The following is a 23,367-nucleotide window of genomic DNA, read 5'->3' on the forward strand; positions in this document are numbered from 1 at the left end:
GCACCATAGCAGACCGGGGAGCCGAAAGGAAAACGCCCGTGCATTGGGCACGGGCGTTGGCGGCGGCTTCGGGAGGCGGCCCCGTCAGCCGGGCCGCCGGCGGGTCATTTGCGGACCCACTTGCCGCTGTCGTTCTGGTAGTACCAGCCGTTGCGGGCGTTGCGCACCCAGCGCTCGGCGAAGACCCCGCGGATGCGCTGCTCCCATTCGGGGTGATCGTTGGCGACGGCGATCTCCCGGTACAGGGCGTTGCGGTCCGCGTTCTCGGCGGAGACGAGCTGGCGGACGCTGCCCCGCGCGGCGAGCGGCACGCTGTTGAGGTCACGCACCGCGACCAGGGCGTCCTGGGTGAGCCCGACGGCACCGGACTCGTAGTACGGGCGCAGCCGGGCGAAGCGGTTCTCCATGCTCGCGGTCAGGCGTTTGACCGCGGGTGAGGAGATGTCGATGCGGGGTTCCTGGGCGTGGGCGGGGGAGATCACCGTGTCGAGCAGGCGTATCGCCAGGGGGCGTTCCGCTCCGGGGGCACGCCCCTGGGTGTCGTCGCCCCCGGGGGCCTGCTCGCGCGTCGGCGGGGCGCCGTCCTCCGGACCCCAGACGTCCTTGATGATGCGGTCGGCGGCCTTCTCCGCGGCGACCGCCGGGAAGTACACATTGATGGTCACACAGGCGGCGAGCAGCATGAACAGCGGCACGAGGCCCAGGCGCTTGATCGCGGTCACGGCGGGTCTCCTTCGTCGTCGTGGCGTCGGGTCTACTCTACCACCGGTGCGCCGCCGGCGGTCACGCCTGCGAGCTGGCGGATGAAGGTCGACCAGCTGACCCGGTCGACGTGCCCGATCACGTCCACGCGGGGGACGCTCGCACCCTCGACGATGTAGTAGCCGTTCTCCGCCGGGCCGACACCCCGCATCAGGCATACATCGCCGGAGAGGCGGCAGCCGAGCCCCAGGCGGGCGTAGCCGAAGGCGTCGAACACGCTGAGCAGCCCGCGGGAGAGGGCGCCGGCCGCACCGCTGCCGCCGATGCTCGACAGCGCCTCGATCGCCCGCTGACTGATCCGGTGGGGCACCGGGTCGTCCACCGGCGTGTGGAACCAGGCGTCGAAGGCGGCAGGCTGCCAGCCCACCAGGCGCAGCCCGGTGACGCGGCCCTCCAGCGTGCCGGTGATGCGGCCGAACTCGAACGCCGTCGTCAGCGTCTCCAGGTCCAGGCCCTGTGCCGTCATCTCCCCCGTGAGCCGCGGTGCCACACCGAAGGGGTCGGAGAGTACCAGGTCCTGGAGGCGGATGAGGCCCTTGAAGGCCTCGATGCGCAGGGTCCCGGCGACGCTCGCGGTGCCGTTGGCGTAGCGCAGGGTCGGCAGCTCGCCGGAGAGGGTGCCGCCGAACCGCGGCCAGCCCAGGGCCTGGGTCACCGGGCCAAGGCTGATGGGGGTCACCCGCGCGTCCAGGGCGGCGGCGGGGTTATCGCCGGCGAGCCCGGACAGCGCGAGCCGCTCCACCGCCAGCGCGCCGTCCGCGATGGGGACGCGCAGGGGCGCAAGGAGCCTGCCGCCATCGCCGTGGAGCAGGGCCCGCGCGTCGAACGCCCCGACCGGGACGCCGTGGAGGCTGCCCCCCTGCACGCTCAGGCGGCTCGCCGCAGGCGCGTCGAGGTCGCCGGCCCGCCAGTCCAGCCGGGCCTCGAGCCCGTTGAGCCGGTAGTCGGCACCGTCGAGACCGAGGCCGGTGAGGCGCAGGTTCACGCTCCGGAACGCCCCGTCGGCGAACGCCGCGCGAAGCGTGGCGGTGCCGTCACCGCCCACCTCGGGGAGGCCGCCGCCGGTGAGGAACGGGCGGGCATAGGTGGTGTAGGCCGCCGGCAGGCTCAGGGTCAACGGCGTGACGCCCGCGGCGACGATGCCCCGGCCGCTCTCCCAGGTAAGGGTGCCCTGACCGCTGACGAGGCCGGGCTGGTCTACGCGCAGCCGGGAGAGATGGACGCTGTCGAGGGTCTCGGGGACAGTGAGGTCGGTTCGCAGGGTCAGTGGGTGGGCGGCGAGGTCCACGAAGACCGGGTCGCTGTAGACCTGCCCGCCGTCGAGCGCCGCCTCCGTCTGGCCGAACCAGTCGCCGTCGCCGCCGCGTGCCGCCCAGGACAGGCGGCCCGCCACGCCCTCGGCGGCCTGCAGGCCGCTCGCGCTGCCGCCGGACAGCCCGTCCAGCACGATCTCGCCGGCGGTGCGCAGTACACCGGCGGCGTCGCCGGAGAAGGTCGCGTTGACCGAGACGGTGCCGCCGCCGGCCTGCCAGCCACGAACCGCATCGCCGGCGAGGGCGAGAATGGCGCCCGGTGCCAGGCCGTTGCCCTGGGCGTTCACCCGCCAGCCGCCCGGCCCGTAGTGTGCCGCGACCCGAAGGCCGGAGCCGCCGACCGGGAGCGAGGGCAGGGTGACGTCCAGCGTGCCGGCGTCCCGGCGCCAGGTGACCGCCGCGTCGGCCGTGACAGTGCCGACCGGTGCCCAGGTGGCGCCCAGCCGGGCGCCGGGACAGGTGAGGCGGCCTGCATCCAGCCGCGCTGCCGGACAGTCGATCCGGACATCCGTGAGCGGTGGCCGGTCCCCGGGCAGGTCGAGGCGGTCGATGATCACGGTCAGGGTGCCGCCGGCCAACCCGTGGCTCAGCCGTGCCCCGTGGACGACGGCGCCGCCCACGGCCGCGCGGCCGACGTCGACGGCGAACGTCTCGACGGCGCTGCTGACGGTGGCTATGCACAGGAGCACGGCGGCGAGGCCGTGACGCAGGCGCCCCGGCGGCATAGAACTGGCTCCGATTGACCCCTGAGGCCCCATCATCGTGGCCCGTGCGCCTGGTGTCACGGCCCGGTGAAGGGGGAGCGTGGTGCACGGCCTGCGCGGGTGCCCGCAGCGGTGGGCCGGCTACCCGAAGGCGGCCGGCGATTACCGGTGATGTGTACGTACCCGCGACGCGGCGCCGTTACCCGTCAGGCGGCCTGGCGCGTGTGCTCCGGCAGACCCGTTGCCAGGGGCACGGTGACCGCACCGCCGGCCAGCGCGATCCACAGCGGCGCCGCCGGCCCCCAGGCGGCGGCCGCCGGGCCCAGGGCCATGACGCCCAGCGCCGCCAGGCCGTTCGACAGCCCCAGTGCCAGTCCCGATCCCAGGGAGCGGTTCTCCGGCAGGATGTCCTGGGCGATGAGGATACCCAGCGGCAGGGTGGCGAACAGGCAGATGCCGAGCACGCCGAGGGCGATCCAGAGCCACACGCCGTCCGCGAGCAGGAAGGCGGCGAGCATGGCCACCGACACGGTCATCGCGCCGATCAGCAGCGGCCGGCGCCCGACCCGGTCCGAAAGCCGTCCGCCGCTGACGTTGCCGATGACCCCGATCACCAGCATGACGGTGATGAAGCTGGCGCCGGTGGTGAGCGAGCCGCCTGCACCGGTCCACATCAACGGCACGTAGGTCACCACGGACAGGATCACGAGCGAGCGCAGCGCCGAGAACGCCACCAGCCGTGACAGTGGCCCGATGTGACGACGCCATTGGATCGGCGTGGCGTCCGGTGTGCGCGGAGGCAGGTGCGGCGCCAGGCCGAAGAGGAAAGGCAGGGTGAGCAGGGCGGGCAGCGCGAGCACCCACAGATAGCCCAGACCCCACTCCACGACGACCCAGCTCGCGATCGCCGGCCACACGCCGCGGCCAACCTCGCCGCCGACCAGGAATACCGACATTGCGGTGCCCGGCCGGTCGCCGCCGAGGCGGCGCACACCGGCCAGCGCCTGGGGATGGAAGAACGAGTTGGAGATGCCGATCAGGACCAGTACGGCGACCAGGGTCCAGAAGCTGGTGGTCAGCCCAACCAGTGCGCCGCCGAGCGACGAGCCCGCGAGTCCCAGCGCGATCATGACCCGGCCGCCGAGGCGGTCGGCGAGCAGCCCCACCAGCGGCTGCAGCGCCTGGCCCATCAACAGGGCGGCCATGATCGTCCCGGCGAGGGCGACGGAGAGATTCAGCGATACCAGGATCGCCGGCAGCACGCCGGGCAGGTAGTTGGCCGCGCCGTCGTTGAGGAAATGGGCCCAGCTCATTCCGGTGAGGCGGACGGTGTGCGTCCGCTCCGGGGCGGTGGCGGTTGTGGTGGCAGCGTCCATGGGTGGCTCCGGATGCCGGTCGATCGGATGCCGGTCGCGCGGGGGCGGCCGGCGGGTGTGATTATAAGCAGGCTACTCGATCATGCGCACGATCAGGGCATCGAGTCCGGGCGTGTCGCGGATACGCCTGTGCGGCGGGTGGGTTCGGCTCGATACGGCCCGTGGAACGGAGATAAGGCGCGCGCCGGCCCCGGAAGGGCCGGCGCGGTCTGTCGCCAGGGGCGGGTCAGCCTGTCGGGGCTTCCTTGCCGGCCAGGAACAGCCACGTCTCCACCACCGAGTCCGGGTTGAGGGAGACACTCTCGATGCCCTCGTCCATCAGCCAGCGGGCGAGGTCCGGATGGTCCGACGGGCCCTGGCCGCAGATGCCCACGTACTTGCCCTTGCGCCGGGCGGCCTGGATGGCCATGTGGAGCATCGCCTTGACCGCCGGGTCGCGCTCGTCGAAGCGCTCGGCTACGAGGCTGGAATCGCGGTCCAGGCCCAGCGTGAGCTGGGTGAGATCGTTGGAGCCGATGGAGTAGCCGTCGAAGATCTCGAGGAACTCATCGGCGAGCACGGCGTTGGAGGGCACCTCGCACATCATGATGAGCTTGAGGCCGTTCTCGCCCTTCCTGAGACCGTTCTCGGCGAGCAGGTCCGCCACCTGCTGGCCCTCGTCGACGGTGCGCACGAACGGGATCATGATCCAGACGTTGGTCAGTCCCATCTCGTCGCGCACCTTCTTGAGTGCGCGGCACTCCAGCTCGAAGCAGGCCCGGAAGGTGTCCGAAATGTAGCGCGAGGCGCCGCGGAACCCGATCATCGGGTTCTCCTCGTCCGGCTCGTACTGCGTGCCGGCGATGAGGTTGGCGTACTCGTTGGACTTGAAGTCCGACATGCGCACGATCACCGGCTTGTCCCAGAACGCCGCGGCCAGCGTGGAGATGCCCTCCGCGAGCTTGTCCACGTAGAACTGCACCGGGTCGTCGTAGCCGGCCATCTGGTTGCGGATCACCGCCTGCATGTCCGCGCTCTGCTGGTCGAACTCCAGCAGCGCCCGCGGGTGGATGCCGATCATGCGGTTGATGATGAACTCCAGCCGCGCCAGGCCGATGCCCGCGTTGGGCAGGTGGGCGAAGTCGAAGGCGCGGTCCGGGTTGCCGACGTTCATCATGATCTTGAACGGCAGATCAGGCATGTTCTCCAGGCTGATCTCCTTGATCTCGAAGTCCTTGCGGCCCTCGTAGATATAGCCGGTATCGCCCTCGGCGCAGGATACCGTGACGTCCTGGGCGTCGGTGATGCGCTCGGTGGCATCGCCGGCACCGACCACCGCCGGGATGCCGAGCTCGCGGGCGATGATCGCTGCGTGGCAGGTCCGTCCGCCGCGATTGGTCACGATCGCCGCGGCGCGTTTCATGATCGGCTCCCAGTCGGGGTCGGTCATGTCGGTGACGAGGACGTCGCCGGGGGCGACGCTGTGCATGTCGTCGATACTGTCGACGACCCGGGCGCGACCGGCGCCGATGCGCTGGCCGATGGCGCGGCCGGTGGCGACCACGCGGCCGCGCTCCTTGAGCTGATAGCGCTGCAGCACCTGGCCGCCGTCGCGGCTCTTCACCGTCTCCGGGCGGGCCTGGAGGATGTATAGCCGGCCGGTCTCGCCGTCCTTGCCCCACTCGATGTCCATGGGCCGGCCGTAGTGCTTCTCGATGATCAGCGCCTGGCGGGCGAGGTCCTCGACGTCGGCGTCGGTGAGGGAGTAGCGGTTGCGCTCGCCCTCAGCGACCTCGACGGTGTGCACGCTCTTGCCGTGACCGGTCTCGCCGCTGTAGACCATCTTGATGGCCTTGCCGCCGAGGATGCGGCGCAGGATCGCCGGGCGGCCGGCCTCCAGCGTGGACTTGTGCACGTAGAATTCGTCCGGGTTCACCGCACCCTGGACCACGGTCTCGCCGAGGCCGTAGGACGAGGTGATGAACACCACGTCGCGGAAGCCGGACTCGGTGTCCATGGTGAACATCACGCCGGCGGCGCCGACGTCGGAGCGCACCATCTCCTGGATGCCCGCCGACAGGGCGACCTGCTCGTGCTCGAAGCCCTGGTGGACGCGGTAGGAGATCGCGCGGTCATTGAACAGCGAAGCAAAGACGTCCTTGATCGCGAGGAGGACGTTGTCGAGCCCGCGCACGTTGAGGAAGGTCTCCTGCTGGCCGGCGAAGGAGGCGTCCGGCAGGTCCTCGGCGGTGGCGGAGGAGCGCACGGCGACCGCCATATCCGACTTGCCCACGCGTTTCTCGAGGTCGCGGTAGGCGGCGGTGATCTGTTCCTCGAGCTCGGCGGGGAAGGGCGTCTCCACGATCATCTTGCGGATCCGCGCGCCCACGGCCATGAGCTGCTCGACGTCGTCGACGTCGAGGCCTTCCAGCTCGTCGTTGATGCGCGAGCGCAGACCGCTGTCATCAAGGAATTTCCAGTACGCGCCGGCAGTGGTGGCGAAGCCTCCCGGCACCTGGACGCCGGCGGCGGCGAGATGGCTGATCATCTCCCCGAGGGATGCGTTCTTGCCGCCGACGCGGTCGACGTCTTGCATGCCCAGGGACTCGAACCAGACAACGTATTCGGTCAATGTAATGCCTCCCAGATTGTCAGACCGGCTGCGTACGGGACGCCGACGCCGCGGTGGCGGGCCCCGCGGGCTTCCGCCGGCGCCACGGCGCGTTTAAGGTGATCGCGCACGATCAACCAACCCCCGCGAGGCGAGGATGGCAGGAAAACGCGCCGTATTCTTCATCTCCGACCGAACCGGCATTACCGCCGAGACACTCGGCCACAGCCTGCTTACGCAATTCAACGACGAGTTCGATCATATTACGCTGCCGTTCACGGACAGCCCCGAGCGCGCCGACCAGGCGGTTCGGCGTGTCGAGGAGGCCAATCGCGTCAACGGCCTGCGTTCCATTGTGTTCAGCACCGTCATCGCCCCGGAGATCCGCGAGCGCCTGCAGCACGTCGATGCGCTGGTCTTCGACTTCTTCGACACCTTCATCGCCCCCATGGAGCAGGAGCTCGGTGAGCGTTCCAGCCATACCATCGGGCGTTCCCACGGCATGATCGACAATCAGCGCTATGATGTGCGCATCGACGCCATGAACTACGCGCTCTCGCACGACGACGGGGCGGTGGTGCGTCACTACGATCAGGCCGATGTCATCCTCGTCGGCGTCTCGCGTTCGGGCAAGACGCCCACCTGCATCTACCTCGCGCTGCAGTACGGCATCTATGCCGCCAACTACCCGCTCACGGAGGAGGACCTCCTCGGCGGGCGCTTACCCTCCATCATCCGCCCGCACCGACGCAAGCTCTACGCGCTGACCATCCGTCCGGACCGTCTCTCGCGGATCCGCTCGGAGCGCCGTCCGGACAGCCGTTACGCCTCGCTGCGCCAGTGTCAGTACGAGGTCGCCCGGGCCGAGGGCCTGTTCGAGCGCGAGAAGCTGCCGATGGCCGACACCACCGCGATGTCCATCGAGGAGATCGCGACCACGATCATCCATAACCGGCAGCTGCGCCGGCGACTTTATTAAAAAACGGCGTGGCTTTCCACTTAACCTATAGGGCGAGCTGATCGAAGGCGCCTTACGGTGCGGCAGTGGTACGGCCTCCGGGGTGCTTCGGGGTGCGGGGTGCCCAGCGCCCGCCGGTGTGGTCGTATGCCGACGACGGACGGCAACGGTCGGCACCGACCCGGGTGACGCCGGGGGAGCCGGCCTCCGGTGGGACATGCACGCTGGGGCGCTGTGATACTATCCGCGACATGATGATCGAGACCCCGCAAACCGTTCCGGCTTCCCGTGGCGAGCGCAGCTTCGCCGCGCTGATGGAGCTCTATGAGAACAACTACATCTACATGCGCCGGCTCCTCCCGGAACCGGACCGCAATGGCGACTGCGTGGTCTCCCGCGTGCCCGGCACCCCCGATCTGCATCTACGGGTGGTCGAGCGCTGCGCCTACACCACGAGCGTGGTGCTGACCCATCACTTCCATCGCGGGGATACCGCCGAGGTGACGCCGGATCTGCGGGTCCGCATCTACCACGATGCCCGAGTCGCGGAAGTCCTGCCGGACTCGTGCCTGAGCGGCTTCCGCCGCGACTGTCGCGGGCCCGAGACGGGCAGCATGGCCTGGCGTTGGGAGGTGAACCGGTTCCTGAACCGCTGGCTGCGGTACTGTCTGGGTGAGGGCCACTCGTTCATGCCGGTGCTCGGCGAACCCCCGGCGTACCGGCCGCTGGCACGGCGCTGGAGCGTCTGACCGGAGCCGGCGGTGCGGCTGACCTCCAAGGCACGCTATGCGGTCACGGCGATGACGGTGCTCGCCCTGCGCGAGCCCGGCGGGCGGACGAGCCTGGCGGAGCTTGGCGCGGAGCAGGGCATTTCGCTTTCCTACCTCGAGCAGCTCTTTGCCGCGCTGCGCCGTGCGCGCCTGGTGACCGGTGTGCGCGGCCCGGGGGGCGGTTACCGGCTGGCACGGCCGGCCTCCGGAATCAGCGTCGCGGCGGTGGTTAGCGCCGTGGATCCGGCCGGTGGCGATGGCGCCGCCGACGACGACGCAGCGGCCCAGTGCCTCACCCACGACCTGTGGTCGGAGCTATCCGGCCAGCTCTATACTCTGCTTGACGGCATCACCCTGGAGACGCTCGCTGCGGACCCGGCGATCATCGCCGCCCTCGAAGAGGACGTGCGCGAAAGCGCCGGGCCCGGCGGATGAACGCGGCACGCTCGGCGGTGTCGCCGCGTTCGCGGTAGCGAAGCCGGACGTAGTCGCGCGCGAGTGCGGCGACCACGGCACCCAGCGCCTCATCGGCGTCATCGGCCCGCCGTGCCACCGTATGCGGACCGTCCCCCGCTTCCAGGGGGATGCCCGCGCGCAGGAGACGGGCGCGGATACGGCGCCAGGCCCGCGATAGCGGATCCTCCGCCGCCCGTCGGCGATGCAGGCCCCAGAGCGCATAGACGGCCGCAACGGCGCCAAGGGCCCCCAGTACGCCGAGCCCTACGGTCAACGGCCGGGTCAGGCCGAGGCGCTGCCACAGTCCCTGCTGGGCCCGCGGGCCGTAGGTCAGCACCCAGCGGTTCCACATCACGTCGACCTGCTCCCAAGCCAGTCGCATCGCGCGCAGCACACCGCCATCGCCGCCGCGCGCCATGAGCGGTACCGGATCGTCCGCCGGGACCGACGCCGCCAGCCCGTCACTGGCCCTGGCCGGGGCGACGGCCACGGTCGGATCGACGCGCTGCCAGCCGTCACCGGGCAGCCATACCTCCACCCAGGCATGGGCGTCGGACTGGCGGACCACCAGGTAATCCGCCCCGTCCGGACGCCCGCCGCCCAGGTACCCGGCCACCAGCCGGGCCGGCACCCCGCCGGCACGCATCAGCACGGCGAAGGCACTGGCGAAGTGCTCGCAGAAACCACGACGGGTATCGAACAGGAAACGGTCGATGCGATCACCGTCGAGGCGGCCCGGGCTCAGCGTGTACACGAACGGGCGCTCGCGCAGCCATGCCAGCGCGGCGTCGACGAACGCGGCAGTGCCCGACGCCCCGTCGCGCAGGCGCCGGGCGAGGGCGCGGGCGCGTGGATGCGCGTCCGGGGGCAGCCGCGTGTAGCGCCGGCGCACCCGGGCGGGCAGGTCCGGCTCTACGCGTCCGGGGGCGAAGGAGCGAGCCCGGTAGCGGCGCAGTGAGGCGACGGGCTCGTCAGCGAGGTATTCCAGCGCCGGCGTGCGCTGTACGTCTGCACTGACCCCGCCGGGCAGGTCGAGGGCGTAGAGCCAGCGCTGCCGGTGGGGCTCGAGGGTGACCACCTGGGTGCGGATCGGCCCGTCGCGGCTCACGGAGACCGTGCGCGGCGGGCGCTCGCCCCGGCGCCAGGTAACACCGTCGTAGGCGGCGAACACCGGTCCCCGCCAGTAGCGCTGCCCGGGCGGTGGGGGCGGGCCGTCGGGGAAGCGGACCCGGAAGGCCACCTCATCGGAGCGGCTGAGCCGGCTGAGGTCGCCGGGGCGGATCGTATCGGAGATGCCCGTGACCCCGGTGCCGCCGTCGTCGGGAAGGGCCCATAACGGTCCCGGCAGGCGTGGAAAGAGCGCGAACAGGATCAGCATGACCGGCACCGCCTGCCCGGTGAGTGCACCGGCGGTACGCAGGTCCGCCCGGACGATTCCGGCGCCCGTCGCCCGTCCGGCGGCAATGAGCAGCGCGGTGGCCGCCCAGGCGGTCGCCAGGAGATAGGCGCCCATGGGCAGCGACTCGTCATCGAGGAAGGCCGTCAGTGCAAGGAACACCGCGAGGTAGGCGACGATGCGTAGATCGCGGCGTCCACGCATCTCCAGTGTCTTCAGTGCCCCCATCAGGGTGAGTAGTGCGACGCCCGCCTCCGGCCCGACGACAGTGGCGAACTGCGCTGCGACCAGGGCCAGGGCGGCGGCGGTCAGGGCCACACGGGTGAGCCGGCGTGGCAGATGATAGCCGCGCACACCGATCCACAGCCGCCAGCCGAGCAATGCGGCGATGGCCGTGGATATCGCCGGCGGCAGGGCGAACAGGTGCGGGACGAGGACACCGGCGATCAAGGCTATCGCCCAGAACAGGGTGCGGCGGTCGACGGCGCTGATTGTGCTCATAACGGTAGCAGCGCCAGTGCGGTCAGGCAGTCGTGGCGGTGGCGCTCACCGTGGCCGGGGCCGAGGGAGCAGCCGGGCAGGATCAGCGTGTAGGCCTCACCCCGTGCGTGGGCCATCTCGATCCAGGCGGCGAGCCGCGCGATCCGGGCCTCAGGGGCGAGTCCGGGGGCGTCGCCCCAGGCGAGCCGGCGCTGCACACCGCGGGTACCGGAGAACACCTTGGTGTGGAGCTCGCCGACGGACTCGCTCGCCTTCCACGCGATGCGCGGCAGCGGGTCGCCGGTGCGGTAGCGGCGCAGGCCTGCGTAGTCCTCTTCCGAGGTGTCGCTGGCCGCCCCGCCGTCGCCGGTTCTCCCGGCGGGCAGCGGCGGCGGATGCGCCTCCGGCAGCGGATAGATCACGGCGGCGCGGTCCGGCTCGATCCAGCTCCAGGCCTGGAACAGGCCGCCGGGATGGCGGGTCGTCACGCGGATTCGTCCGGCGGTCAGGCGGCCGCGGCGGGGTGCCGGCCGGGGCACGCCGACGACGGTCTGGTTGTGGGACCCGACGTCTTCGGCGACGCCTCCGTCGCCGGCGTCGAGCACGATAGCGACTCGTCCCCGCGGGGTGTCGTTGATCAGGGTGACCGGGAAGCGTGCGGTGCCGCCGGCGAAGAGCGGGCCCGGGTTGCCCGGCTCCAGGGTCAGGCCCGCGAGATTGCGGTAGCTGCGGTGCATGGCGGCCACGCCGATACCGACGAGCAGGTAGGTCAGGGCGAAGCCGAGGTTCAGACGGTAGTTGGTTGCGGCCAGCCACATGATCACCACGAGGGCGGCGAAGAACCAGCCCTGGGCCGTGGGCAGGATGTAGACCCGGCGGTAGTGGAGCGTCACCCGGGCGCGGGTGTCCCCGTGGCGGCGTCGCAGCCAGCCCCGGACCCACAGCGGCAGGTCGATCACGGGATCGGTACGTCCGCCAGCAGCGCGCCGCAGCGCTCGCGGGCCGCGGCCAGTCCCTCGCCGGGGTGCTGGAGGCGGTGAGCGGCGACCTGGGGGAAGACCGCCTGGACGTGCTCCGGCAGCACCGCGGTGTCCCCACCCGTGAACGCCCAGGCCCGGGCGGCCTGCATGAGTGCGAGCCCCGCCCGGGGCGAGAGCCCGCCGGGGCGGTCGCCGTACCGGGTCGCGCGCAGCAGTGCCTGGACGTAGTCCACCAGGGCGCCGGCGACATGGACCCGGTGGACGGCCGCTCGCAGGCTGTCCAGATCGCCGTCGCCGAGGACCGGCGGCTCGGCGTCGATCAGCCGCCGCCGGTCCGCGCCCAGCAGCAGCTCGCGCTCGGCCGCGTGGTCCGGATAACCCAGGGCCAGGCTCATGAGGAAGCGGTCGAGCTGCGATTCCGGCAGCGGGTAGGTGCCGGTCTGGTCCGCCGGATTCTGGGTGGCGATGACGAAAAACGGGGCCGGCAGCGCATGGGTGGTGCCGTCCACGGTGACCTGGTGCTCCTCCATTGCCTCGAGCAGCGCGCTCTGGGTCTTCGGGGTGGCGCGGTTGATTTCGTCGGCGAGCAGCAGCTGGGTGAAAACGGGTCCGGGGTGGAAGTGGAAACCGCGGACCTCGCGATCGTAGATGGAGGCGCCGAGCATGTCGGCGGGGAGCAGGTCGCTGGTGAACTGCACCCGCTGCATCTCCAGTCCGAGCAGCCGGGCGAGGACGTGGGCGAGGGTGGTCTTGCCCACGCCGGGAAGATCCTCGATGAGCAGGTGTCCGCCCGCCAGCAGGCAGGCGAGGGACAGTCGGATCGAGTGATCCTTGCCGAGGATGATGTCTCCGGCGCGCTCTAGGACGCGCCCGACCCGTCGGTCCATAGGGGCTCCGGCATCGTGCTCCGAAAGCCCCGCGTTATAGCATATCCCCGCCGGCGCGGGCAGCGCGCTCAGGCGCTGGCCGCGTGGGGAATGGCGGTGCCGTCGATGCCGAGGAAACGGCGCACGTAGCGTGCGGACAGTGCCTGCGTGTCGACGATGATGAACACGTCCGCCACCCGGAAATCCGGGTCCCAGCAGGGCTCGCCGCAGATCCGCGCGCCGAGTGAGAGGTAGGCCTTGAGCAGCGGCGGCACCCGCGTCGCCATGGTGACGGGGTCGCCCTCGGGCAGCGCCGGCATCCCGTGCCGGGGGCGTACACGCATGGGCTCGGGGGCCATGTGGCGGCTGCGCAGGCGCCGCATCAGGGCCTCCGTGGCGAGGCCGCCGTCGCCGGCGGGGATGCTCGCGCAGCCGATAAGGTAGTCGTAGCCGGCGTCCACGATGTGGCCGGCGAGCCCGGACCAGAGCGTGGCGATACTCGCGCCCCGGCGGTATGCCGGGTCGACGCAGGTACGCCCCAGCTCCATGATGCGTCCGGGCAGGTCGCCGACGAAGCCCATGTCGAACTCCGCCTCGGAGTAGAACCCGCCGGCCATCCTGGCGGTGTGGTCGTCGAGCAGGCGGCTGCAGGCGACGACCTCGCCGCTGGCATTGTCGCGGACCATCAGGTGCCGGCACCAGCGGTCGTAGCGGTCCGTCTCCAGCCCCGGGGTGGCGGCGTGCACGGAGGCGCCGAGCTCCTCGGCGAACACGCGGTAGCGCAGCCGCTGGCAGGCCTCGACCGCCTCCGGGGTGTCCGCCCAGTCCACGGTGAAGCGGCCGGTCTCGCGTCGTGACAGGGTAGTTGCGGCCATCTCGGACCTCGCTGTGTCCCGCTGTTGTGACTGCCGCCGAGGGTGACGCAGGCGCATGGCAGGGGCATGACGGAAGGTTGTCATCTCCTTTACCGCTGGCAATGACGGCCGCCAGCAGCGAGAATGCCCCCCGTCCGGTAATCAGGGTGTGACGGCGTCGAGATGAAGTGGGCAGCCATACAGCAGCTGATCGGACTGCTGCTCATGATGTTCAGCGTGACCGCGCTGCCGCCGGCGATGGTTGCGCTGATCGCCGGTGACGGGCAGGTCGTGATCTTCCTGCTGACCTTCGCGCTCACCGCCATGACCGGCGTGGCACTGTGGCTGCCGGTGCGCGGCGACCGCGGCGAGCTGCGCACGCGGGACGGCTTCCTGGTGGTGGCCCTGTTCTGGAGCGTGCTCGGCGTCTTCGGCGCCATCCCGTTCATGCTCGGCCCCCACCTCGGCTTCACCGACGCGATCTTCGAGGCGGTTTCCGGGTTCACCACCACCGGGGCGACGGTGATGACCGGGCTGGACAACATGCCGCCGTCGGTGCTCTACCACCGCCAGCAGCTCCAGTGGCTCGGCGGCCTGGGTGTGATCGTGCTCGCCGTCGCCCTCATCCCCATGCTCGGCGTCGGCGGTATGGCGCTCTACCGTGCCGAGACGCCCGGGCCGATGAAGGACGACAAGATCAGCCCGCGGATCATGCACACCGCGCGCACCCTCTGGTACGTCTATCTCTGGCTCACCGTGGCCTGTGCCGTGTGCTACTGGCTCGCGGGCATGTCGGCGTTCGACGCCGTGGCCCATGCCTTCAGCACCATCGCCACCGGCGGCTATTCGACCCACGATGCGAGTCTGGCCTATTACGACAGCGTCGCCGTCGAGATGGTCGCGAACGTGTTCATGCTGCTGGGCGGCATCAACTTCGCGCTGCACTTCTTCGTGTGGCGCTACCGCAGCCCCCGGCGCTACCTCCAGGACACGGAGACACGGGCGTACCTGGGCATCGTTGCGGTGGCGACGCTGGTGATCGCGGTTACCCTGGTGGTCACGGGCGCGATCCCGAATGGCGGGGAGGCGCTGCGGCACGCACTACTTCAGGTGATCTCGGTGATCACCACCACCGGCTTCACCACCACCGGCTTCAACGACTGGCCGGTCTACATCCCCCTGGTGATCGCGGCGGTGGGCTTCATCGGCGGCTGCGCAGGTTCCACCGCCGGCGGGATGAAGGTCATCCGCATCGTGCTGCTCTACAAGCAGGGTACGCGGGAGACCTTCCGGCTCATCCATCCCCGGGCCACCCAGCCGGTGAAGCTCGGCGGCAAGCCCGTCGCCGAGAACGTGATGAACTCCGTGTGGGGCTTCTACACCCTCTACGTGCTGTCCTCACTGGTGCTCACCGGCCTGATGATGGCGGCAGGGCTCGACCTCGAGAGCGCGTTCGGCGCGGTGATGGCGACCATCAACCTGGTCGGTCCCGGCCTGGGAGAGGTGGCGAGCAACTTCAAGGGCATGCCGGAGATGGTGAAGTGGCTCGGCATCTTTGCCATGTTGCTCGGCCGCCTCGAGGTGTTCACCCTGATGGTGCTCTTCACGCCGGCGTTCTGGCGCCACTGAACGGTGCCCGTGCCGGTCAACGACACAACGGAATCTGACACGTTGGCCATGAATCTCAAGACCCTGGAGCGGCGCCTGACCTACCTCACGGGCAAGGCGATCCGCGAGTACGGCATGATCGAGGACGGTGACCGGGTGATGGTCTGCCTCTCCGGCGGCAAGGACTCCTATACCCTGCTGGAGGTCCTGCGGCTGCTCCAGCGCCGGGCCCCGGTGCGCTTCGAGTTGGTGGCGGTGAACCTCGACCAGAAGCAGCCGGGCTTCCCCGAGCACGTGCTCCCGGCATATCTCGACGGCCTCGGCGTGGATTACCGCATCGTCGAGCGTGATACCTACAGTACGGTGAAGCGGGTGATCCCCGAGGGCCAGACCATGTGCAGCCTGTGCTCGCGGCTGCGCCGGGGCATCCTCTACGGCACCGCCTCGGAGCTCGGCGCGACCAAGATCGCACTTGGCCATCACCGCGACGACATGCTCGAGACGCTGTTCCTGAATATGTTCTATGGCGGGCGGCTGGCGGCGATGGCCCCGAAGCTCAAGAGCAATGACGGCCGTCACGTGGTGATCCGGCCGCTGGCCCATGTACCCGAGTCCTACGCGGAGCGTTACAGCGAGCTCAAGGGCTTCCCGATCATCCCCTGCAGCCTCTGCGGCTCCCAGCCCAACCTAAAGCGCCAGGCGGTGAAGGCGATGCTGAGGCAGTGGGAGGCGGAGGACCCGAAACGGCTCACGAGCATGCTGCGCGCGATGCAGAACGTGCAGCCCTCCCAGCTGGCCGATACCGACCTGTTCGATTTCCATGGCCTGCGCGCCGACGGGGCCGCCACGGACGGGGGAGAGGACCCGCTGGCGGCGGTGGAGCAGGGCGGGAGCGCCGGGGAGCCGGGCGTGGTAACCTTCGGCGCGCCTGCCAGATAAGCGCGGCCGGGGGCGGCGGCGCGGTGGGACGGTGATCGCGTCGACCAGAGGGGGGAACGGGCCGGATGCGGCGCAGAAAGATCTACTTCGCGGTGGCACTCGCGCTGCTGGTGGCGACGGGACTGGTGGCCACCAGCCTGATCAGCTACTACGTCGCCCATGATTCGCTGGCCGAGCGTGTCGCCGAGGAGACGCTGCCGCTGACCAGCGACAACATCTACTCCGAGATCCAGCGCGATCTCCTGCGTTCGGTGCTGATCTCCTCGTTCATGGCCCATGACACCTTCGTGCGCGACTGGGCCATCGGCGGCGAGCACAACGTCCAGCGGATGACCCGCTACCTCAGCGAGGTGCGCAAGAAGTACGACACCATCACCGCGTTCTTCGTCTCCGAGCGCAGCCGGCGTTACTACCACCCCCGCGGCGTGCTCAAGACCGTCCGCCCGGAAGACCCGCAGGACGCCTGGTACTTCCGCGTCCGCAACATGCACGATCGCTACGAGATCAACGTGGATGCCGATACGGCCAATCCCGGGCGGGTGAGCATCTTCGTGAACTACCGTGTGCTCGACTACGACGGTGATTATCTTGGTGCCATCGGCGTGGGCCTGTCGGTGAACGCCGTCGCCGATCTCATCGAGAATTACCAGCGGCGTTACGGCCGCCGCATCTATTTCATCGACCGTGAGGGCGACGTGACCCTGCACGGCAGTGCCTTCGATGTGGCCCCGAACATCCACGACCGCGAGGGGCTCGGGGCCTATGCCACCCGGATCCTGACGAGTCCCAGCACCTCGTTCCGCTTCGACCGGGGGGCCGCCGAGACGGTCTACGTCAACACCCGGCTGGTGCCGCAGATGGACTGGATCCTGGTCGTGGAGCAGAGCAATGCGGCCGCGGAGGCGCGGATCCAGCGCACGCTGGCGGTCAATCTGGCCATCTCGCTGGCGATCACGGTGCTGGTGCTCACGCTTGGTTATATCACCGTGCGCGGCTATCAGCGCCGTCTCGAGGAGATGGCGACCACCGATCCGCTCACCGGGGCGGCGAGCCGCCAGGTCTTCGGCATGGTCTTCGACCAGGTGGTGCGCAGCGCACGCCGCCGGGGCGAGGCGGTGTCGGTGCTGAGCGTGGACATCGACCGGTTCAAGGCGATCAACGACACCCACGGCCACCAGGCGGGGGACCAGGTCATTCGCAGCGTGGTGGACACGGTGCGCCGCCACATCCGTGAGGCGGACACGGTCTGCCGTTGGGGCGGTGAGGAGTTCATCGTTCTGCTCGGCGACTGCAGTGCGGCAGGCGCGGCCGAGCGGGCGGAGACGCTGCGTGCCGCGCTGGCGGACCTCACCGTGCCGGTGGCCGGCACCCACGTTCGGATTACGGTGAGCATCGGGGTCGCGGAGTGCGCGCCCGGGGAGTCGCTGGAGGCCGTGATGCAGCGGGTCGATGCGGCGCTCTATGCCGCCAAACGGGACGGCCGCAACCGTGTGGTAACCGCGTAACCGGACGGCACGGACCGCTGACGGGTCCTGGCCCGGACGGTCCCGTTCGCGGATGCGGCGGTGGCGTGACGCGCGATGGGCAGGGGGCGGCCTCCAAACTGCCCGGCCCGGCGCAGGGCGGCCGGGCCGGGATCCGGCGGCGTGCCGGACGTGGTTACATGGTAGGCATGCTGAAATGGTTCGTGTTGGTCTCGCGCACGCCCTTGGGCCAGCGCGCGGTGACCGTCTTCATCTCGGTGTAGAAACGCACCGCCTCCGGGCCGTGGGCGTGGAGCACGCCGAAGCGCGAGCGCTTCCAGCCGCCGAAGCTGTGGAAGGCCATCGGCACGGGGATCGGCACGTTGATGCCGACCATGCCCACCTGGATGCGCTGGGCGAAGGTGCGGGCCGCGTCGCCGTCGCGGGTGAACACCGCGGTGCCGTTGCCGAACTCGTGGGCGTTGATCAGATCCACGGCCTCGTCGAAGTCCGCGGCGCGGACCACCGAGAGCACCGGGCCGAAGATCTCCTCGCGATAGATGCGCATCTCCGGGGTCACCCGGTCGAACAGGCAGCCGCCGAGGAAGAAGCCGTTCTCGTGGCCGGCGACGGTGTGGTTGCGTCCGTCGACGACCAGCTCCGCGCCCTCGGAGACGCCCACATCGACGTAGCCCTGCACCTTTTCCAGGTGCTCGCGGGTCACCAGCGGACCCATGTCCGGCTCGTTGTCGCGGTCCAGGCCGTTGCCGACCTTCAGGCCCTCGGTGCGCTCGCGCAGTCGCTGGACCAGCCGGTCGGCGGTCTCCTCGCCCACGGGCACGGCCACGGAGACCGCCATGCAGCGCTCGCCCGCGGAGCCGTAGGCGGCGCCCATGAGGGCATCCACCGCCTGGTCGAGGTCCGCGTCGGGCATCACCACCATGTGGTTCTTGGCGCCGCCGAGGGCCTGCACGCGCTTGCCGTTGGCGGCGCCCGTCTCGTAGATGTACTGGGCGATGGGCGTGGAGCCGACGAAGCTGATCGCGCGCACGCGCTCGTCGGTGAGCAGGGTGTCCACGGCGGTCTTGTCGCCGTTGACGACGTTGAACACGCCGTCCGGCAGCCCGGCCTCACGCAGCAGCTCCGCGAGCAGCAGGGCCACCGACGGGTCCTTCTCGGAGGGCTTGAGCACGAAGGCATTGCCGCAGGCCAGCGCCACCGGGAACATCCACATCGGGACCATGGCCGGGAAGTTGAACGGCGTGATACCGGCGCACACGCCCACCGGCTGCTGCATGGACCAGGAGTCCACGTCCGTGCCGACGTTGCTGGAGTGCTCGCCCTTGAGCAGGTGGGGGATGCCGCAGGCGAACTCCACCACCTCCAGGCCGCGGATGACCTCGCCCTTGGCGTCGGAGAACACCTTGCCGTGCTCCCGGGTGATCAACTCGGCGAGGCGGTCGTCATTCTCCTCGATGAGCTGCTTGAAGCGGAACATCACCCGTGCGCGGCGCAGCGGTGGGGTGGCGGCCCAACCGGCCTGGGCTGCCTCGGCGGCGTCGATGGCCTCGCGGACCTGCGCCTCGCTTGCCAGCGCGACCTCCGCGGTACGCTCGCCCGTGGCGGGGTTGTAGACCGGCGCACGGCGCTCGCCCTCGTCGCTGCGAAGCGCCCCGTTGATGAAGTGATGAATGGTGGTCTCGGTCATGATCGCTCCTCCTCGCGGTTAACCGGACGTTCAGTCTGGCGCCGTGTCCGGGAGGGGCGAATTGACGAAACGAACGGGGTAATGGACGATCTTGCCCAGGGGCGGTTCAACCCGCCGGGCGGTCCCACACGTACAGCCGTAGCGGCGGGATGTTGCGCCATTCCCAGCGCGCGATGCGCGGGGCGCCGAAAACCGGGGTGGCGAGCCGCGCGACGCGGTCGCTGAGCTGGTAGGCGACGAACCGCCCGCCGGGGGCGAGGGCGCCGCGAACGGCCTCGATCACGGCCCGGCCGTCATCGGCGGGCATGCGGGAGAAGGGGATCCCGGAGACGACCACGTCCGGCGCCGGCAGGCCGTTCTCCCGCAGGGCGTCGTCGAGCGCCGTCGCGCTGCCGCAGTGGGCGACGAGGCGGTCGTCATCGATACCGGCGAGGAGGCGATGCAGGTGTGGATTGATCTCGACGGCGAGCAGCCGCGCATCCGCCGCCATGCCCGCGAGCAGGGCCGTGGTGGTGCCGCCGGAACCGGGCCCGAGCTCCACCACGGTCGCGGCACTGGCGAGGTCGGCGGCCCCGACCAGGCCCGCCTCCAGGAAGCGCGAGCTCGGGATCATGGACGCCACCTCGCCCGGGCGGCGGAGGAACTCTCGGAAAAACGCGCAGGGACGGCTCATCGCTCCGGCATCCGTTCGCTTGGGGCACGGGCGGCAAGCCTACACCAACAAGGCGGCAAAATCGTCCCGGTGGCGGAAGGGGGGCAGCGGTGACGGGGCCCTCTGACTGGCCGTTGCCGCCGGAGGGGGTGCGTTTCTTCGTGCCCACGTTCCTGCGCGATCACCTGGCGGGGAACCCGCTCACCCGAGAGCTCTATCCCCACGCCATGGGCTACTATCCCCGCGCGGCCGGCCACGCCGTGCGCCGCGACAGCCATGTTGACCACCTGGTGCTCTACTGCTGTGACGGGGCCGGCACCCTCAGCGTGGACGGCCATGAGTGGCCGGTGGCGGCCGGGGACGTGATGCTGCTGCCCCGCGACGTCCTCCACGCCTACGCCGCGTCCGGCGACGACCCCTGGACGCTGTACTGGGTGCATTTCGATGGCACGCGCACCGGCGACTTCTGGGCGGCGATCGGCTTCGAGCGCGAGCGGCCGGTGGCCCGGCTCGGGCGCTCGCCGAAGCTCCTCGCCGATTTCGAGACCCTGCTGGGGGTTCGTCGCAGCGGCTACTCCCCGCCGGTGTTCGTGCACGCGGCGAACCACCTGCGGGCGATGCTGAGCTACCTGGCGGTGGTCTCGCCACGCTCGGCGACCCGTCAGGCGGGCGGCTTCGACCTCGATCACGTGCACGCGCTGATGCAGGCGAACCTCCACCACCACCTGGACCTGGACACGCTGGCGGCGAGCGTGAACCTCTCGCGCTATACCTTCGCCCGTCAGTATAAGCGCCTGACCGGGATGCCGCCGATACAGAACTTCATCCACATGAAGATGGAACGGGCCTGCTATCTGCTCGACATATCCACGCGGAGCGTGCAGCAGATCGCCTTCGAGCTCGGTTACGAGGACGCCTACTACTTCTCGCGGCTGTTCCGGAAGGTGGTCGGGGTCTCGCCTACGCGCTACCGGGCGATGCGCTACGGCTGAGGGGCGACGGGCCGCCGGGCGGCCCGTCGTGTCGCGGGACTACTCGTAGCAGTCCATGTAGAGCTGCTTGAGGGTCGGCACGTCCGGCACGCGGGGGTTGTTGCCCGGCGAGCCGGACGCCAGTGCCTGCTCCGCCATGGTCTCCAGGACGCCCTCGTATTCGGCCCGGTCGATACCGTAGTCCGCCGGGGTGGGGACCTGCAGGTCGCGGTTGAGCGCGCGCAGGGCATCGAGCAGGGCGGCGACGGCGGTCTCGTCGTCCGCGTCCGGAGCGGTGACGGCCATCGCCCGGGCGCAGTCCGCGTAGCGCGGCAGCGCCTCGCCCTCGGCGGAGTACTCGGTGATCCGCGGCAGCAGCATGGCGTTGGACAGCCCGTGGGGCACGTGGAAGAACGCGCCGAGGGGCCGGCTCATGCCGTGGACGAGGGCGACGGAGGCGTTGGAGAAGGCCATCCCGCCTTGGGTCGCCGCACGCATCATCGCCTCTCGGGCCTCACGGTTGTCCGGCTCGAAGCAGGCGGTGCGGAGGTTGTCGGCGACCGCGCGCATGCCGGCGATGGCCTGGGCGTCGGAGATCGGGTTGCGGCGGCGCGAGACGTAGGCCTCGATGCAGTGGGTGAGGGTGTCGAGGCCGGTATCCGCGGTCAGGCGGAAGGGCATGCTCAGGGTGAGCTCGAAGTCCACCAGGGCCGCGGTCGGGCAGAAGGCGGTACCGCCGCAGAGCATCTTCTCGCCGCTCTCGCTGTCGGTGATCACGGTGAAGCGCGTGACCTCCGAGCCGGTGCCCGCGGTCGTCGGGACGGCGATCACCGGCAGGGCGGGCCCGTCATTCTGGCGCGGCGCCTTGTAGTCGCGCATCGTGCCGCCGAAGGTGCCGAGGTAGGCGATGGCCTTGGCGGAATCCAGCGGGCTGCCGCCGCCGACGCCGATGACACAGTCGTAACGGTCCTGGCGCAGGGCCTCGACGCCGGCGTCGATGGAGGCGGTGGTCGGGTCGGGCACGGTGTCGGCGAATACGCCGGCGGTGATCCCGGCCTCCCTGAGCTGGGTGACGAGGCCGGGAACCGGCCCGCGGGTGTTCATGAACGCGTCGGTGACGATCAGCGGCCGGGACAGGCCCAGACGTTCGAGCACCGAGGCGAGCGAGCCGCTCGCGCCGCCGCCGATCTCCATCACCCGCGGCATCACGATCTGGTAGGTCATGGCGTTCCCTCCTCCTGGGTACGGGCGTGCCTCTGTGGGCACCGTGATCTCATCGATGAGGCTAGCCCGGCGTCCGTGCCCGTGGGATTGAGGAAAGCGTCCGAAAGCTGGACGATCTTGCCTCAGTGATCCCGTTCGATCACGTAGTTGGCGATCTCGCGCAGGCCCTCGGCCCGTTCCCCCAGCGGCTCCAGGCTGGCGAGGGCGTCGTCGCGCAGCTGCGCGGCGAAGGCCCGCGCCTCCGAGAGGCCGAGCAGAGCCGGGTAGGTGGGCTTGTCCAGGCGGGCGTCGGCGCCGCTCGCCTTGCCGAGCACGTCCGCGTCGCCGTCCACGTCGAGGATGTCGTCCTGGACCTGGAAGGCGAGGCCGATGCACTTGGCATAGTGATCGAGCTGCTCCAGCTCCGGGGCATCCGGTGCCTCGCCGCAGAGGGCGCCGAGGCGCACGCTCGCGCGGATCAGGGCCCCCGTCTTGTGGATGTGCATCGCCTCGAGCTCGGCCTCCGTGACCGCGTGGCCGACGGCGGCGAGGTCCATGGCCTGGCCGCCACACAGCCCCCGCGAGCCGGCGGCGGTTGCCAGGGTGTCGAGCATGGCGACTCGGGCCTCGGCGCCGACCCCCGGGGTCCGGGCAACGAGCCGGAACGCCAGGGCCTGCAGGGCGTCGCCGACCAGGATGGCGGTGGCGTCGTCGTAGGCTCGGTGGCAGGTGGGGCGGCCGCGGCGCAGGTCGTCGTCGTCCATGGCGGGCAGGTCGTCATGGACCAGCGAGTAGCAGTGGATGCATTCCACCGCGCAGGCGGCGGCATCAAGGGCGGCGGCGGGGGCGTCCAGAGCCTCCCCGCCGAGGTAGACCAGCAGGGGGCGCAGGCGCTTGCCGTTGCCGAGCACGGCGTAGCGCATCGCCTCGTGCAGCCGTGCGGGCGCCAGACCCGCGGGGGGCAGGGCGTGCTCGAGGGCCGCTTCCACGCGCTCGCGGCACTCGGAGAGGCGCTGTTCAATCGCCATCGCCTTCCCCCTCGTCGAAGGGCGCGAGGCCGGCGCTGTCGTCGTCGCTGTCGCCGAGCAGTACCTCGACCTTCTGCTCCGCCTCGGTCAGCGCCTTCTGGCAGACCCGGGTCAGGCCGACGCCGCGCTCGAACGCGCTCAGGGAGTCTTCCAGGCTGAGGTCGCCGCGTTCCATGCGCGCGACCAGCTCCTCGAGCTCCGCCAGTGCGGTCTCGAAATCCGGGGTGTGGCCGTCGGCGTCCGCCGTGTTGGTGTTGTCGCTGTCGTCGGTCATGGCTCCGGCGCGCTGC

Annotated in this window: 20 protein-coding genes; 7 read left to right on the forward strand and 13 right to left on the reverse strand. The window is 70.4% G+C overall.

The window, feature by feature from the left end:
- Nucleotides 1-104: 104 nt before the first annotated feature.
- From ACEZHJ_RS04895 to ppsA, 4 genes are all read right to left on the reverse strand, one after another.
- Nucleotides 105-722: a YdbL family protein gene (locus ACEZHJ_RS04895; protein ID WP_163142600.1), complete on the reverse strand. Its 618-nt coding sequence runs from the start codon at nt 720-722 to the stop codon at nt 105-107.
- A 32-nt stretch (nt 723-754) separates the two neighbouring features.
- Nucleotides 755-2,800, reverse strand: coding sequence for a hypothetical protein (locus tag ACEZHJ_RS04900; RefSeq protein WP_375036301.1), 2,046 nt, complete (start codon nt 2,798-2,800; stop codon nt 755-757).
- Between the two features lie 185 nt (nt 2,801-2,985).
- Complete coding sequence (locus tag ACEZHJ_RS04905; protein ID WP_018716991.1) at nt 2,986-4,155, reverse strand: MFS transporter; 1,170 nt, start codon at nt 4,153-4,155, stop codon at nt 2,986-2,988.
- 226 nt (nt 4,156-4,381) lie between these two features.
- Entirely contained in the window at nt 4,382-6,766 is a 2,385-nt protein-coding gene (gene ppsA / locus ACEZHJ_RS04910; protein WP_018716990.1) for a phosphoenolpyruvate synthase, read from the reverse strand.
- Nucleotides 6,767-6,902: 136 nt separating this feature from the next.
- Here ppsA and ACEZHJ_RS04915 point away from each other — a divergent pair, with 136 nt between their 5' ends.
- The 3 genes from ACEZHJ_RS04915 (at nt 6,903) to ACEZHJ_RS04925 (ending at nt 8,908) form a co-directional block, all read left to right on the forward strand.
- Nucleotides 6,903-7,724, forward strand: a complete 822-nt coding sequence (locus tag ACEZHJ_RS04915) for a pyruvate, water dikinase regulatory protein (protein WP_163138755.1) — start codon at nt 6,903-6,905, stop codon at nt 7,722-7,724.
- A gap of 230 nt (nt 7,725-7,954) precedes the next feature.
- On the forward strand, nt 7,955-8,452 hold the full coding sequence (locus tag ACEZHJ_RS04920) for a DUF1249 domain-containing protein (RefSeq protein ID WP_018716988.1): 498 nt from the start codon (nt 7,955-7,957) through the stop codon (nt 8,450-8,452).
- Nucleotides 8,453-8,464: 12 nt separating this feature from the next.
- The gene (locus tag ACEZHJ_RS04925; RefSeq protein WP_018716987.1) at nt 8,465-8,908 is read left to right on the forward strand and encodes an Rrf2 family transcriptional regulator; all 444 of its coding nucleotides are present in this window, start codon (nt 8,465-8,467) and stop codon (nt 8,906-8,908) included.
- Here the strand turns inward: ACEZHJ_RS04925 and ACEZHJ_RS04930 are convergent.
- From ACEZHJ_RS04930 to ACEZHJ_RS04945, 4 genes are all read right to left on the reverse strand, one after another.
- A complete protein-coding gene (locus ACEZHJ_RS04930; RefSeq protein WP_163138754.1) occupies nt 8,856-10,826 on the reverse strand; it encodes a transglutaminaseTgpA domain-containing protein in 1,971 nt (656 codons plus the stop codon). The genes ACEZHJ_RS04925 and ACEZHJ_RS04930 overlap by 53 nt on opposite strands.
- Complete coding sequence (locus ACEZHJ_RS04935) at nt 10,823-11,764, reverse strand: DUF58 domain-containing protein (protein WP_163138753.1); 942 nt, start codon at nt 11,762-11,764, stop codon at nt 10,823-10,825. The genes ACEZHJ_RS04930 and ACEZHJ_RS04935 overlap by 4 nt, the downstream gene beginning before the upstream one ends.
- Nucleotides 11,761-12,672: a MoxR family ATPase gene (locus ACEZHJ_RS04940; protein WP_163138752.1), complete on the reverse strand. Its 912-nt coding sequence runs from the start codon at nt 12,670-12,672 to the stop codon at nt 11,761-11,763. The genes ACEZHJ_RS04935 and ACEZHJ_RS04940 overlap by 4 nt, the downstream gene beginning before the upstream one ends.
- 68 nt (nt 12,673-12,740) lie before the next feature.
- On the reverse strand, nt 12,741-13,526 hold the full coding sequence (locus ACEZHJ_RS04945; RefSeq protein ID WP_018716983.1) for a GNAT family N-acetyltransferase: 786 nt from the start codon (nt 13,524-13,526) through the stop codon (nt 12,741-12,743).
- Between the two features lie 162 nt (nt 13,527-13,688).
- On the opposite strand from ACEZHJ_RS04945, the gene ACEZHJ_RS04950 reads away from it, so the two are divergent.
- The 3 genes from ACEZHJ_RS04950 (at nt 13,689) to ACEZHJ_RS04960 (ending at nt 17,557) form a co-directional block, all read left to right on the forward strand.
- Nucleotides 13,689-15,134, forward strand: coding sequence for a TrkH family potassium uptake protein (locus tag ACEZHJ_RS04950; protein ID WP_018716982.1), 1,446 nt, complete (start codon nt 13,689-13,691; stop codon nt 15,132-15,134).
- A 9-nt stretch (nt 15,135-15,143) separates the two neighbouring features.
- Nucleotides 15,144-16,052: a tRNA 2-thiocytidine(32) synthetase TtcA gene (ttcA, locus tag ACEZHJ_RS04955; RefSeq protein WP_256379692.1), complete on the forward strand. Its 909-nt coding sequence runs from the start codon at nt 15,144-15,146 to the stop codon at nt 16,050-16,052.
- A 65-nt stretch (nt 16,053-16,117) separates the two neighbouring features.
- On the forward strand, nt 16,118-17,557 hold the full coding sequence (locus ACEZHJ_RS04960; RefSeq protein WP_018716980.1) for a sensor domain-containing diguanylate cyclase: 1,440 nt from the start codon (nt 16,118-16,120) through the stop codon (nt 17,555-17,557).
- 154 nt (nt 17,558-17,711) lie between these two features.
- Here ACEZHJ_RS04960 and ACEZHJ_RS04965 read toward each other — a convergent pair whose 3' ends face one another.
- Entirely contained in the window at nt 17,712-19,223 is a 1,512-nt protein-coding gene (locus ACEZHJ_RS04965; RefSeq protein ID WP_163138751.1) for a CoA-acylating methylmalonate-semialdehyde dehydrogenase, read from the reverse strand.
- Nucleotides 19,224-19,329: 106 nt separating this feature from the next.
- Nucleotides 19,330-19,836, reverse strand: a complete 507-nt coding sequence (locus ACEZHJ_RS04970) for a class I SAM-dependent methyltransferase (RefSeq protein ID WP_375036302.1) — start codon at nt 19,834-19,836, stop codon at nt 19,330-19,332.
- Between the two features lie 149 nt (nt 19,837-19,985).
- Here ACEZHJ_RS04970 and ACEZHJ_RS04975 point away from each other — a divergent pair, with 149 nt between their 5' ends.
- Nucleotides 19,986-20,867: an AraC family transcriptional regulator gene (locus tag ACEZHJ_RS04975; protein WP_026320907.1), complete on the forward strand. Its 882-nt coding sequence runs from the start codon at nt 19,986-19,988 to the stop codon at nt 20,865-20,867.
- A gap of 39 nt (nt 20,868-20,906) precedes the next feature.
- Here ACEZHJ_RS04975 and ACEZHJ_RS04980 read toward each other — a convergent pair whose 3' ends face one another.
- From ACEZHJ_RS04980 to ACEZHJ_RS04990, 3 genes are all read right to left on the reverse strand, one after another.
- Nucleotides 20,907-22,070 (reverse strand): iron-containing alcohol dehydrogenase, encoded by a 1,164-nt coding sequence (locus tag ACEZHJ_RS04980; protein ID WP_163138750.1) that lies wholly within the window; start codon nt 22,068-22,070, stop codon nt 20,907-20,909.
- A 122-nt stretch (nt 22,071-22,192) separates the two neighbouring features.
- A complete protein-coding gene (gene ispA / locus ACEZHJ_RS04985; RefSeq protein ID WP_018716975.1) occupies nt 22,193-23,077 on the reverse strand; it encodes a (2E,6E)-farnesyl diphosphate synthase in 885 nt (294 codons plus the stop codon).
- The gene (locus tag ACEZHJ_RS04990) at nt 23,067-23,351 is read right to left on the reverse strand and encodes an exodeoxyribonuclease VII small subunit (RefSeq protein WP_018716974.1); all 285 of its coding nucleotides are present in this window, start codon (nt 23,349-23,351) and stop codon (nt 23,067-23,069) included. The genes ispA and ACEZHJ_RS04990 overlap by 11 nt, the downstream gene beginning before the upstream one ends.
- Nucleotides 23,352-23,367: the final 16 nt, after the last annotated feature.

The organism is Arhodomonas sp. KWT2, assembly GCF_041949875.1.
Classification (GTDB): domain Bacteria; phylum Pseudomonadota; class Gammaproteobacteria; order Nitrococcales; family Nitrococcaceae; genus Arhodomonas; species Arhodomonas aquaeolei.

Excerpts from the sequence above, each read along its gene's own strand:
- ACEZHJ_RS04900 (WP_375036301.1), bottom strand. The coding sequence starts at position 2,800 with ATGCCGCCGGGGCGCCTGCGTCACGGCCTCGCCGCCGTGCTCCTGTGC.
- ACEZHJ_RS04945 (WP_018716983.1), bottom strand. The coding sequence starts at position 13,526 with ATGGCCGCAACTACCCTGTCACGACGCGAGACCGGCCGCTTCACCGTG.
- ACEZHJ_RS04920 (WP_018716988.1), top strand. The coding sequence starts at position 7,955 with ATGATGATCGAGACCCCGCAAACCGTTCCGGCTTCCCGTGGCGAGCGC.
- ACEZHJ_RS04930 (WP_163138754.1), bottom strand. The coding sequence starts at position 10,826 with ATGAGCACAATCAGCGCCGTCGACCGCCGCACCCTGTTCTGGGCGATA.
- ACEZHJ_RS04980 (WP_163138750.1), bottom strand. The coding sequence starts at position 22,070 with ATGACCTACCAGATCGTGATGCCGCGGGTGATGGAGATCGGCGGCGGC.
- ACEZHJ_RS04960 (WP_018716980.1), top strand. The coding sequence starts at position 16,118 with ATGCGGCGCAGAAAGATCTACTTCGCGGTGGCACTCGCGCTGCTGGTG.
- ACEZHJ_RS04905 (WP_018716991.1), bottom strand. The coding sequence starts at position 4,155 with ATGGACGCTGCCACCACAACCGCCACCGCCCCGGAGCGGACGCACACC.
- ACEZHJ_RS04950 (WP_018716982.1), top strand. The coding sequence starts at position 13,689 with ATGAAGTGGGCAGCCATACAGCAGCTGATCGGACTGCTGCTCATGATG.
- ACEZHJ_RS04970 (WP_375036302.1), bottom strand. The coding sequence starts at position 19,836 with ATGATCCCGAGCTCGCGCTTCCTGGAGGCGGGCCTGGTCGGGGCCGCC.
- ACEZHJ_RS04915 (WP_163138755.1), top strand. The coding sequence starts at position 6,903 with ATGGCAGGAAAACGCGCCGTATTCTTCATCTCCGACCGAACCGGCATT.
- ACEZHJ_RS04940 (WP_163138752.1), bottom strand. The coding sequence starts at position 12,672 with ATGGACCGACGGGTCGGGCGCGTCCTAGAGCGCGCCGGAGACATCATC.
- ACEZHJ_RS04990 (WP_018716974.1), bottom strand. The coding sequence starts at position 23,351 with ATGACCGACGACAGCGACAACACCAACACGGCGGACGCCGACGGCCAC.
- ispA (WP_018716975.1), bottom strand. The coding sequence starts at position 23,077 with ATGGCGATTGAACAGCGCCTCTCCGAGTGCCGCGAGCGCGTGGAAGCG.
- ACEZHJ_RS04965 (WP_163138751.1), bottom strand. The coding sequence starts at position 19,223 with ATGACCGAGACCACCATTCATCACTTCATCAACGGGGCGCTTCGCAGC.